This window comes from Streptomyces sp. NPDC006261, from assembly GCF_040613515.1.
GTDB lineage: Bacteria > Actinomycetota > Actinomycetes > Streptomycetales > Streptomycetaceae > Streptomyces.
The window spans coordinates 175782-187208 of record NZ_JBEXSI010000004.1 but is presented as its reverse complement, the minus strand read 5'-3'; the positions used below and the strand labels follow the sequence as shown (position 1 = coordinate 187208).

The 11427-nt window shown below is 74.6% G+C and carries 8 protein-coding genes and 2 pseudogenes; 4 read left to right on the top strand and 6 right to left on the bottom strand.

What is annotated here, in order from left to right; translation table 11 throughout:
• Nucleotides 1–93, bottom strand: a pseudogene (locus ABZ154_RS04130) (SAM-dependent methyltransferase); the annotation flags it as partial.
• A 2-nt stretch (nt 94–95) separates the two neighbouring features.
• On the opposite strand from ABZ154_RS04130, the pseudogene ABZ154_RS04125 reads away from it, so the two are divergent.
• The 4 genes and pseudogenes from ABZ154_RS04125 to ABZ154_RS04110 form a co-directional block, all read left to right on the top strand.
• Nucleotides 96–1115, top strand: a pseudogene (locus tag ABZ154_RS04125) (ABC transporter permease); the annotation flags it as partial.
• The gene (locus ABZ154_RS04120; protein ID WP_356828822.1) at nt 1112–2041 is read left to right on the top strand and encodes an ABC transporter permease; all 930 of its coding nucleotides are present in this window, start codon (nt 1112–1114) and stop codon (nt 2039–2041) included. The pseudogene ABZ154_RS04125 and the gene ABZ154_RS04120, both read left to right, overlap by 4 nt.
• Complete coding sequence (locus ABZ154_RS04115; RefSeq protein WP_356828820.1) at nt 2038–3099, top strand: ABC transporter ATP-binding protein; 1062 nt, start codon at nt 2038–2040, stop codon at nt 3097–3099. The genes ABZ154_RS04120 and ABZ154_RS04115 overlap by 4 nt, the downstream gene beginning before the upstream one ends.
• On the top strand, nt 3096–4106 hold the full coding sequence (locus ABZ154_RS04110; RefSeq protein WP_356828818.1) for an ABC transporter ATP-binding protein: 1011 nt from the start codon (nt 3096–3098) through the stop codon (nt 4104–4106). The genes ABZ154_RS04115 and ABZ154_RS04110 overlap by 4 nt, the downstream gene beginning before the upstream one ends.
• On the opposite strand, the gene ABZ154_RS04105 is transcribed toward ABZ154_RS04110, so the two are convergent.
• The 5 genes from ABZ154_RS04105 to rbfA form a co-directional block, all read right to left on the bottom strand.
• Entirely contained in the window at nt 4096–5205 is a 1110-nt protein-coding gene (locus tag ABZ154_RS04105) for an XdhC/CoxI family protein (protein ID WP_356828816.1), read from the bottom strand. The two genes, ABZ154_RS04110 and ABZ154_RS04105, sit on opposite strands and share 11 nt — an antisense overlap.
• 49 nt (nt 5206–5254) lie before the next feature.
• Nucleotides 5255–6211 (bottom strand): bifunctional riboflavin kinase/FAD synthetase, encoded by a 957-nt coding sequence (locus ABZ154_RS04100; RefSeq protein ID WP_356828814.1) that lies wholly within the window; start codon nt 6209–6211, stop codon nt 5255–5257.
• 43 nt (nt 6212–6254) lie between these two features.
• Complete coding sequence (locus tag ABZ154_RS04095) at nt 6255–9803, bottom strand: serine protease (protein ID WP_356828812.1); 3549 nt, start codon at nt 9801–9803, stop codon at nt 6255–6257.
• A 234-nt stretch (nt 9804–10037) separates the two neighbouring features.
• Nucleotides 10038–10937, bottom strand: coding sequence for a tRNA pseudouridine(55) synthase TruB (truB, locus tag ABZ154_RS04090; protein WP_356828810.1), 900 nt, complete (start codon nt 10935–10937; stop codon nt 10038–10040).
• Nucleotides 10934–11410 (bottom strand): 30S ribosome-binding factor RbfA, encoded by a 477-nt coding sequence (gene rbfA, locus ABZ154_RS04085; RefSeq protein ID WP_356828808.1) that lies wholly within the window; start codon nt 11408–11410, stop codon nt 10934–10936. Before rbfA ends, truB begins: the two co-directional genes overlap by 4 nt.
• Nucleotides 11411–11427 lie beyond the last annotated feature (17 nt).

Sequence of the window (11427 nt, the reverse complement as noted above, 5' to 3'; positions counted from 1 at the left end):
GACGACGGCGCCGAGGGGGTGCAGGAGGGCGGTGGCGCGGGCGATGTTCGGCGGCCAGGACTCGGTGGCCACGGTGACCGGCGGAAGCTTCGGCGGCTCCGGCCGGGCCGCCGGCCCGCTCCCCGCGCTCCCGCTCGACGGCCGCCTACCTCCGCTACGCGGCGGGCAAGCTGGCCGGGGCGGCCGTCTCCCTCTTCGCCGTCCTCGTCACCAGCTTCTTCCTCTTCCGGCTGATCCCGGGCGACCCGGTCAAACAGATGACCGGCGGCCGCCAGGTGTCGACCGAACAGATCGCGGCGATGCGCCGTGAGTTCGGCCTCGACCTGCCGCTCTGGCAGCAGTTCACCCAGTACTGCGGCAAGGCGCTGACCGGCGACTTCGGCACGTCGTACCAGTTCCGGGCCCCGGTCATCGACAAGATCGGCGAGGCGCTGCCCGCCACGCTGCTGCTGACCGGCACGGCCTTCGTCATCTACACGCTGCTCGGCATCTGGCTGGGCGCACGCTCCGCCTGGCGCAACGGCGGCGCCGGCGACCGGACCAACACCGCGCTCGCGCTGACGCTGTACTCGGTGCCCTCGTTCTGGCTCGGCCTGCTCCTCATCATCACCCTGTCGGTGGGCATCGGCCCGATCCCCGGACTCTTCCCGACCGGCGGTATGGAGTCCGGCTCCACCACCGGCTTCGACCGCGTACTCGACATCGCCCACCACATGGTGCTGCCCGTCATCACGCTCGTCGCCGTGGAGTACGCGCGCACCCTGCTGGTGATGCGCTCCTCGCTGCTGGACGAGATGGGCAGCGACTACCTGACCACCGCCCGCGCCAAGGGGCTGCGGGACGACCTCGTACGCCGGAAGCACGCCGTGCCGAACGCGATGCTGCCGACGGTGACGCTGCTCTTCGTGAACCTCGGTACGACGGTGGCGGGGGCGATCCTGGTGGAGACGGTGTTCTCCTGGCCGGGGCTCGGCGGTCTCTTCTACCAGGCGCTGAGCGTGCCCGACCTGCCGTTGGTGCAGGCGCTGTTCTTCGTCTTCGCCTCCGCGGTGATCCTGATGAACACGCTGGCCGATGTGATCTATCCGCTGCTGGATCCCCGGGTGGGCCGATGACTGTCACGACCGACAAAGCCGAAGGTGTGCGCACGGACAGCCCGCGCGCCCTGGCCCGGGCCCGGCGGCGGCAGGCCGTCCTCCGCTTCTGGCGGCAGTACCGCACGCACCGGGCCGGTCTCGTCGGCCTCGCCGTGCTGGCGGTGATCGCCCTCCTCGCGCTGACCGCGCCCCTGCTCGTCGGGGCCGGCTCGCAGAGCGTGACCAACGCCCCGGGCGGCCCGATGGAGGCACCTAGCAGCGATTTCCCGCTGGGAACCGACCAGTTCGGGCGCAGCCTGCTCGCCCTGATGCTCTGGGGGACCCGCGTCTCGCTCACCGTCGGCCTGCTCGCGGCCTTCCTCTCCGTCGCCATCGGCACCCTCATCGGGATCACCGCGGGCCACTTCAAGGGGTGGTACGCCACCGTCATCATGCGGGTCACCGACTGGTTCCTGGTGATGCCGACGCTGGTTCTGGCCATCGCCCTGGCCACGGTCCTCTCGCGGTCGATCTGGACGACGATCCTGGCGATCGGTGTGACGACCTGGCCGACCACCGCCCGCCTGGTCCGGGCCCAGACGCTCTCCGTCGAGTCCCGCCCGTACATCGAACGCTCGCGGGCACTAGGCGGCGGGCACAGCCACATCATGTCCCGCCACGTCCTGCCCAATGTGATGCCGCTGGTGCTCGCCCAGACCACGCTGGTGATCTCCACCGCCATCCTCACCGAAGCCACCCTCGCCTTCCTCGGGCTCGGCGATCCGACGATCGTCTCCTGGGGCGGGCTGCTCCAGGACGCCCGTGAGGCGGGGGCGGTCAGCTCCGGCAACTGGTGGTACCTCGCCCCGCCCGGACTCGCCATCGCGGTGGTCGCCCTCGCCTTCACGCTCTGCGGCCGCGCCATCGAGTCCGTGCTCAACCCCAAGCTGGGGGCTTCCCGTTGACGGCAACAACCACCACCACGAACCCTGACCCGTCCGCCTCGCCCGACCTTTCCGAGCCCGTCGGCGACCCACCGCTCCTGGAGGTGCGGAACCTGACCGTGACGTACGGCAGCGGGGACGGCGCCGTCCCCGCCGTACGGGGGGTCGATCTGCGGGTGGAGGCCGGGCAGAAGCTCGGCATCGCCGGGGAGTCCGGTTGCGGGAAGTCGACCCTGGCCCTGGCGCTGCTCCGGCTGCTGCCCGCATCGGCCGAGCTGACCGGCGAGATCCTGCTGGACGGCGAGGACATCCTCACCATGAAGTGGGGGCGGCTGCGGGCGGTCCGCTGGGCGGGCGCGTCGATCGTCTTCCAGGGTGCTATGCACTCGCTCAACGCGGTGCACCGGGTCGGGGACCAGATCGCCGAGCCGATCGTGCTGCACAGCAGGGCCACCCCGGCCGCCGCCCGCAAGCGCGCCGGAGAGCTGCTGGAACAGGTGGGGCTGCCGGCCGCCCGCGCCCAGGCGTACCCGCACGAGCTGTCCGGCGGTCAGCGCCAGCGCGTGATGATCGCGATGGCGCTGGCCTGCGATCCGCGCCTGATCGTCGCGGACGAGCCGACGACCGCGCTGGATGTGATGATCCAGGCGCAGATCCTGCGCCTGATCGAGCAGCTCGTCGCCGACCAGGACGTCGGGCTCATCATGATCAGCCACGACCTGGCGGTGCTGGCGGACACCTGCGACCGGCTCTCGGTGATGTACGCGGGCCGGGTCGTCGAGGAGGGTCCGGCCAGGGAGGTGTACGCGGAGGCCCGCCACCCGTACGGCCGGGCGCTCTCCGCCGCCTTCCCGAAGATCGGGGACCTCGCCTCCCGGCGCGCCCCGCGGGGTCTGCCGGGCGATCCGCCGGACCCGGCGGCGCTGCCGGGCGGTTGTACGTTCCATCCGCGGTGCCCCGTGGCGCTGGACTCCTGCGCCACGGAGGACCAGGAGCTGCGGGAGGCCGGGGACGCGCGGCGGGCGGCCTGCGTGCTGGTGGACGCCCCCGCTGCCGACGAACCGAGGAGCACCCCATGACCAGCACCACCCCCCTCGTCAGCACCACTCCCCTCCTCAGCGCCGAAGCGCTGCAGGTCGCTTTCCCCGGTCGGCGCGGGGCCGCCGCCGCCCGCGCCGTCGACGGCGTCGACCTCGACATCCGGCCCGGAGAGATCGTCGCGCTGGTCGGTGAGTCGGGGTGCGGCAAGACGACGCTCGCCCGGTCGCTGCTCGGCCTGGTCCCGCCGACCGCCGGCCGGGTGACCTTCGGCGGCTCCCCTCTGGACTATGCGGGCCGGGCGCTCAAGGCGTACCGGAAGCGCGTGCAGCTGGTGCTCCAGGATCCCAGCGGATCGCTCAACCCCCGGCACACGGTGTACGACGCGGTCGCCGAGGGGCTGCGGATCCACGGGTACGCCGGGGACGAGCGGGCGGCCGTTTCGGAGGCGCTCTCCCGGGCGGGGCTGCGGCCGCCGGAGCGGTTCTTCCTGCGCTACCCGCACGAGCTGTCGGGCGGTCAGCGCCAGCGCGTCGTGATCGCGGGGGCGCTGGTGCTGGAGCCGGAGCTGATCGTGGCCGACGAGCCGGTGGCCTCGCTGGACGCCTCGGTACGGGGCGAGATCCTGGCCCTCCTGCTGCGCCTCCGCGACGAGCTGGGCCTCTCGGCACTGGTCGTCACCCATGACCTCGGGCTCGCGTGGAACATCGCGGACCGGGTGGCGGTCATGTACCTCGGCCGGATCGTCGAGACGGGCCCGGTCGAGCAGCTGCTCACGGCCCCTCAGCACCCGTACACCCAGGCCCTGTTGTCCGTCCTCCCCGAGGCGGAGGGCGAACCGGTCGTTCTGACCGGCGAGCCCCCGGACCCCTCGAAGGTGCCGGCCGGCTGCCGCTTCCACGTCCGCTGCCAGGTCCTCGCCTCGGGCGAGGCGGAGCGGGCGGGGGTGGCGGAGGCCTGCCGGACCGTGGATCTGCCGGTGCTGAACGGCGGGGCGGAGACCCAGGTGGCGTGCCACTGGGCAGCGGCGTGCGGCGCTAGGGCGTGAGCCCGTGGTGGATGGCGCCCGTCAGCCGGCCGAGCGGCCGGCCGGTGCCGCCCCAGCGGTGCTGGATGATCTCGGCGGCGATGGAGACCGCCGTCTCCTCCGGCGTACGGGCTCCGAGGTCGAGGCCAACGGGTGAGGCGAGGCGGGCCAGGTGCGTCTCGTCCACCCCGGCCTCGCGGAGCCGGGCGAGGCGGTCGCGGTGGGTGCGGCGGCTGCCCATGACCCCGATGTACGCCGCCGGCGTGCGCAACGCGGCGGCGAGCAGCGGCACATCGGACTTCGGGTCGTGGGTGAGGACGCAGATCACCGTACGGGCGTCGACCTCGGTCGCCTCCAGGTAGTCGTGCGGCCAGGCGCGGACCACCTCGTCGGCGGTCGGGAACCGCTCCCGGGTGGCGAAGGCGGGGCGGGCGTCGCAGACGGTGACCCGGTAGCCGAGGAACGAGCCGATGCGGGCTGTGGCCGCCGCGTGGTCGATGGCGCCGAAGACGAGCATGCGGGGCGGCGGGGCGTACGTCCGGACGAAGACGGACACCTCCTGCATCCGGCGCTGGCCGTGCGCCCCGTACCACTGGATGCCGGTGAGGCCCTGTTCCAGCAGCCCGCGGGCGTCGTCCGTGACGGCCGCGTCGAGCCCTTCGGCACCGAGAGAGCCAGAAGTGCCGGTGGGGCGGAGGACCAGGCGGGCCCCGGTCTCCGCGGCACCCGACAGGACGGTGGCCTCCGCGACCGGCAGGCCGGCCGCGATCAGGTCAAGCAGCGCCGCGAGATCCGCCAGCTCGCCGTCCGACGCGTACGCACGCACCAGCACCTCGATGGTGCCGCCGCACGTGAGCCCGACGCCGAACGCCTCGTCGTCGCTGATCCCGTACGTGACCACGCGTGGCCCCGCCCCGGCGAGCACCTCGCGGGCGACCTCGTACACATCGCCCTCGACGCAGCCCCCGGAGACGCTGCCCACCACCGCGCCCTCGGCATCGACGGCCAGGACCGCCCCGGGGTCGCGGGGCGCGCTGCCGTGCACGGCGACGACGGTCGCCAGGGCGAAGGGCGTACCGGCGGCACAGCGGGCCTGGAGGTCGGGCAGGATGTCGCGCACCCTGCCAGCATCCGCCGTCCCCGGGCGGAACGCACGGCCAGGACGTACGTCAGTGGCCGCGGTCGTACGCGGCGATCAGCTCGCCGCACCGCTTCACGTCGCCGGCCATCGCCACCAGGAGGTCGTCGATCGTGTCGAACTTCAGCATGCCGCGTACGTACGCCAGGAAGTCGACGGCCACGTGCAGCCCGTACAGGTCCAGGCCGACGCGGTCGATCGCGTACGCCTCGACCGTCCGCTCGGTGCCGTCGAACTGCGGGTTGGTGCCGACCGAGATCGCGGCGGGCATCGACTCGCCCGCCACCTCCAGCCAGCCCGCGTAGACGCCGTCGGCGGGGATCGCGGTGTGCGGGAGGGTCTCCACGTTGGCCGTGGGGAAGCCCAGTTCGCGGCCCCGCTGTGCGCCGCGGACCACGATGCCCTCGACGCGGTGCGGGCGGCCGAGGATCTCTGCGGCGCCGGCGACATCGCCCTCGGAGACGAGGCGGCGGGTGAGGGTGGAGGAGAACGGCTGCCCGCCGCCCGCGTCACCGGTCACGAACAGGTCGATGACCTCGACGGTGTAGTCGTAGGTGGCGCCCAGCTCGGTCAGCAGGGCGACGTCCCCCGCGGCCCTGTGGCCGAAGCGGAAGTTCGGGCCCTCGATGACGGTCTTCGCGTGCAGCTTGTCGACGAGGACCTTCACGATGAAGTCCGCGGGCGACAGCTTCGAGAACTCCGCGGTGAACGGCAGGATCAGCACCGCGTCCACGCCCAGCTCCGCCATGAGTTCGGCGCGGCGGTGGTGGGGGGCGAGCAGCGGCGGGTGGCTGCCGGGGCGGACGACCTCGCTGGGGTGCGGGTCGAAAGTCACGACGACGGACGGAACGCCCAGCTCACGGGCGCGCTCGACGGCCCGGCCGATGATCAGCTGGTGTCCGCGGTGCACGCCGTCGTAGGAGCCGATGGTGACGACGCTGCGTCCCCAGTCCTGGGGGATGTCCTCCAAGCCACGCCAGCGCTGCACTGTGACCGCTCCTCGCCCGAACCTGTGTACGTGTGTATGTCGATTACGCAGGTCTAAGACTGCCATGCTCACGCCCCGCCGCCTGCATCGGCATCGGCATCGCCCGACGTGATGTCTCCAACGCCTCCACCGTGCGCCGGGCGCTGGGGCCCACCACCGCCGCCCACTCCTGCGGGGCGTCGGCGAGCCAGCGGACGACGAGGGCGGCGAATCCGGGCACGTCCCGGGCGAGTTCGACCAGGCGGCGGTCGAAGCGGGCGGCGCCCTCGGGGGTGCGGACGAGGAGCATGCCGGTGCGGTGGACGAGGGCGCGCGTACGGATCTCCGGGCGGGCCCCCACCCCGGCCGCCGCGGCCTGGAGCAGGGCGTCCAGCACGTCCGGGTCCCGCCCGGTGGTCTGCTCGAACTCCAGCAGGACCTCCAGCAGCTCGGCCCGCAGCGGCCGGGACGCGGCGCTCCCGGCCCCGGCGAGCACCCGGGCCAGTGCGGCGCGGACCGGCGGCGGGGCGGGACGGTCCCTGAGCAGCCCGGTGACCAGGGGGAGGAGCAGGGCGCGGGCCGCGGGGCCGTGTTCGAGGCGGAGGTCGACGTACTCGGCGGCGTGGGTGCCGTCCTCGGGGTGGGCGTCGATGTACTCACGTACGAGCCCGGCGACGTGCAGCGCGAGCGCGGGCGTGTCGAGCCCGGCCAGGGCCCGCAGGACCGCCGCCGCGCCGTCGCCGGGGCGGGCCAGGCGGGCGCGGAGGGCGGCGAGGACCGGCTCGGGGTGGAGGGGGAAGACCTCGGCGAGCAGCTCCAGGGGGAGCCGGGGGTCGCCGTGGGCGAAGAGGCGCAGCGCCTGCGGGAGGTGGCGGCCCCTGCTCTTCGGGTCCCTGACGAGGAGGGTGAGGGCGGCGGCGTGGAGGCCGGCGTCGTCGGGGCGGGCGAGCAGCTCCGAGGCGGCGGAGCGGAGCAGGGCCCGGTCGCCGTCGGTGGTGATCCGGGGCTGGAGGAGTCCGGCGTACCGGGCGGCGGCCGAGCGGCGGGCCGGGCGGTCCTCGTCACGGGCCCAGCGCTCGACGGCCCGGCAGAGCGCGGTGGGCTCGTCCTCGGCGAGGGCGGCGAGCAGCTCCCCGGCCCTGGTGTGCGGGGTGGCGACCAGCGCGTCGGTCAGGTCGTCGACGGCCAGGCCGCGGCGGGCGTGGAGCAGGGCCTGCGCCGCGGCGGCCACGGTGGGGCGCAGGGGCACGTCCGGTGCGTCGGGCCCGACGAGCAGCGGGCGTTCGTCGGTGAACCAGCGGCAGAGCAGCGGCAGTACGACGGGGGCGTTGAGCGTGAGGCGGCGGGCGACGGCGTCGAGGTACCGCTCGTCGCCGTCGGTGCGGGGCACCCCGTCGGCGGGGACGAGGCGGCGGAGGAGGTCGATCCGGTCCTCCTCGGGCAGCCGGAGCCGCCGCCAGAACCAGGGGCCGAACTCCCCGTACGCCCCCGGGCCCGCGGGCCCGCCGGTGGCGGCCGTGCGGCGGGTGATGCGCCCGGCGAGGACCCGCAGGACGCCGAGGTACGGGCGGGCGTCGGGCACCCGCAGCAGGCTGCCCCCGAGGAGGTGGGCGGCCCACCAGGCGGCGTCCTCGTCACGGGGGCCCTCGTCGGCCCGGAGCCGGTCCAGCGCCTCGATCAGGTCGGCCATCCGGTGCGCGAGTGCGGCGGTCCCCTGGCGGCGGCCGAGGAGCACCATCGCCTGGATCACCGGCCCGATCCGGTGCCGGGGCACGGGCAGCGAGCGGGGTTCCCCATCGGCCCGGGCGCTCGGCACGCGCACCACCCCGCCGCTCCCCCGGTGCCAGCGGTGCACCAGGGAGCGCAGCGCCGCGTCCAGGTCCAGATGGGCGCCCTGCACCCAGTCGCCGAGCTCCTCGTGGGCGAAGCGGTAACCGGCACCGGCGGGCACGAGGAGCCCCTCCGTCAGCACGGCCGAGGCCCACCCCGTGCGCCACGGGAAGACCTCCTCGAACGCCTCCCGGTCCAGCTCCCCCTGACCCGGGCCCAGACAGCGCCGGGCCGCCTCGTGGACCTGGCCCGCCACCCGGGCGGCCAGGCGGCGTACGGCGGTGCCGCGTGGCTGTTCACCTGCGGCGGCCACGATCCGGACCGCGACGCGCACGCACATGAGGTCCAGGTGGGCACCGAAGACGTCCTCGGTGTCGGGGCGGCCCGGGACGCCGGGCGGCAGGGCCTCGCGGACCTCGGCGAGCAGCCGCAGGGTGAGCGGGTGCCGGTCGTGGCCGGGCGCGAGGGCGTGCGGCGGGATGCCGAGGCGCTCCTTGGCCAGGTCGGCCTGGTCGGGGGTGAGGTCGGCCAGGCGCAGGGCCGGCGGCAGGGCCCGGGCGGGGCGGTGGGGGCGGTGCAGGGCGCCCGGCGGGTAGAGGGCGCCTGCTGTCTCCCAGTGCTCGGGGCGGCAGGCTACGAGGAGCCGGACGCTGTGCTCGCGCAGCCAGCCGGCGGTGTTCGCCGTCCATTCGGCGAGCCGGTGGGCCAGCAGCGGGGGCATCTCCTCGGGGCCGTCCAGGACCACGAGGAGGGGATGGCCCGCGTCGGCGGCGAGAGCGGCGATCCGTTCCGCGGTGGCCGTCGCCATGTCACCGAGGGCCCCGGCCGCGGCGACGATGCGGGCCGAGCGGGTCAGCGTACGGTCCGCCGCGTCGGCGACCGAGGTGTCGTCGGCCAGCAGGTCGGCGCCGCGCAGCCAGAGCGTGGGGGCGGGCGCCGCTCCTTCGGCCCGGCGGGCGGCGAGGGCGGCCAGCTCGGTGGTGCGGCCGGTGCCGGGGGCGCCGACGAGGCCCAGGACCGTGCCCGTACCGGCGGCGAAGGCGGCGAACTCCGCGCTCACGTCCTCGCGCTCGACGGGTGCGGTGCGGGCTTTCGGACCGTCCGCCGAGCCGACGGAGGTGGCGGTGAGCTGGAGGGCCCCGGCGAGGTTGAGGTCGGGGCCGTAGGCGGGGGCGGCGACGGCGTTGCGCGCGAGGAGGGCGTCGAGGGCGGCGTCGGCTCCGCGCGGGATGGGGAGGGCGAGCCCGGCGGCCTCGTAGGGGGTGGTGAGGGCGGTGCACAGGAGGCCGAGGACCGCGCCCGTGGCCGGGTCGCTGACCGGGCCCCCGATCGCCGCGCCGCCGGAGCGCAGGGCGTCGCGCCCGTCGGTGCCGAGGGCCAGCTCCAGCGCGGCCGGGACCGGGTGGGCGCCGTCCGGAGCGGTGTAGGTGGCGGGGGCCGTGCCGAGGACCCGGGCCTCACGGCGGCCGTGCGCGGCGATCCCGACGTAACTTCCGGGCTCGATCCGCTCCCGTACGGCGATGGGCAGCGGCTCCACGTCGAGGCTCCCGGAGCCGCCCGTACGCAGGAGGGCGAGGCCGAGGGCGGGGAGAGCCGTGATGTCGTCGGGGCCGACGGAACAGGTGCGGCCGTCGGTGCCGTGGAGGAGGAGCGGGCCGGGGGCGGCGGTGGCCTGGTGGGCGGTGACGACCGTGCCCCGGTCGTCCGCGACGAATCCCGTCCCCCGCGGCCGGCCGGCCTGATCACAGATGCTCACCAGCGTCGACCGGTCCCCACTGCCCATGGTCCGACGGTAGGCCGCCGGTGATCTCCCGGCGTGCGCGGACGGCGAAAGCGCCCCCCGCGCCCCCGGTATTCACTCCGAGCGCCCGTCCGATGGAGTGAATAGGCGTGTCCTGGCGGAGCAGAGATGGTCCCGGGGTGGGGAAGGTGGAGCGGGCACCGGCTGGGGGGTGGTGCCCGCTCCACGCACACCGTGCGGGAACGGTTCCGGACGCGGACACCGCACGGCAACGGCTCAGGCGAAGACGGCGAGGCTCCTGGCCTTGCCCTTCTCCTCTTCCACGAGCACGAGGAACGCCCCGTCGGGCCCGAAGACCGCGACCGGCCCCGGCGGGTACGCGGGCATGTCCAGCCGTACGCCGTTGAGGAGCAGCTTGGCGCGCTTCTCGTCGACGTCCCAGCGGGGGAAGGCGGAGGCGGCCGCGTCGGCGACGGGCATCACCGTCAGCTCCTCCTGGTGCTGGTCCAGGGTGCGGGCCGCGTCCAGTCCGTACGGGCCGACGCGGGTGCGGCGCAGGGCGGTCAGGTGGCCGCCGACGCCGAGTCCGGCACCGAGGTCCCGGGCGAGGGCGCGGATGTACGTCCCCGAGGAGCAGACGACGGAGACGACCAGGTCCACGACCGGGGTGCCGTCCTCGGCGACGGCCTCGCGGACGTCGTAGACGCGGAAGGAGGAGACGGTGACCGGGCGGGCCGGAATCTCGAACTCCTCGCCGCCGCGCACCCGCGCGTAGGACCGCTTGCCGTCGATCTTGATGGCGCTGACCTTGGACGGGACCTGCATGATCGCGCCGGTCAGCGCGGCCACTTCGGCGTCGATCCCCTCGCGGGTCACGCCGGACGCGTCGGTGGAGGAGGTGATCTCGCCCTCGGCGTCGTCGGTGACGGTGTCCTGGCCGAGCCGGATCGTGCCCAGGTACTCCTTCTCGGTCAGCGCGAGGTGGCCGAGGAGCTTGGTGGCCCGCTGGACGCCGAGCACGAGGACTCCGGTCGCCATCGGGTCGAGCGTTCCGGCGTGGCCGACGCGGCGGGTGCGGGCGATGCCGCGCATCTTGGCCACGACGTCGTGCGAAGTGAAGCCGGACGGCTTGTCGACGATGACGAGGCCGTCCGGCGTGGTGGTCTGCTCGGTCATGCGGAGGCCGGGCCCTCGTTCTTCTCGGAGGGGGTGTCGGCTTCCTCGTCCTCGTCCTCGGGCTTGCGGTACGGGTCGGCGTCGCCGGCGTACTTCGCGCCCGTGGAGACCTCGCGCACCTCGGCGTCCTTGGCGCGCGCCTTGTCGAGGAGGTCCTCGATGGTGCGGGCGTTGTCCGGGAGGGCGTCCGGGACGAAGGCCAGGCTCGGCGTGAACCGGACCCCGGTCTGCCGGCCGACCTCTGAGCGGAGGACGCCCTTGGCGCTCTCCAGCGCCGCGGCGGAGGCCGCGCGCTCCTCGTCGTCGCCGTAGACCGTGTAGAAGACCGTGGCCTCCCGCAGGTCGCCGGTGACCCGGGCGTCCGTGATCGTCACGAATCCCAGCCGCGGATCCTTGATTCGCCGGTCCAGGGTCTCCGCGACCACGACCTGGATGCGATCGGCCAGCTTGCGGGCCCGCGCGTTGTCGGTCACCGGTCCGTCACTCTTCC

Excerpts from the sequence above, each read along its gene's own strand:
- ABZ154_RS04120 (WP_356828822.1), top strand. The coding sequence starts at position 1,112 with ATGACTGTCACGACCGACAAAGCCGAAGGTGTGCGCACGGACAGCCCG.
- ABZ154_RS04110 (WP_356828818.1), top strand. The coding sequence starts at position 3,096 with ATGACCAGCACCACCCCCCTCGTCAGCACCACTCCCCTCCTCAGCGCC.
- ABZ154_RS04095 (WP_356828812.1), bottom strand. The coding sequence starts at position 9,803 with ATGGGCAGTGGGGACCGGTCGACGCTGGTGAGCATCTGTGATCAGGCC.
- truB (WP_356828810.1), bottom strand. The coding sequence starts at position 10,937 with ATGACCGAGCAGACCACCACGCCGGACGGCCTCGTCATCGTCGACAAG.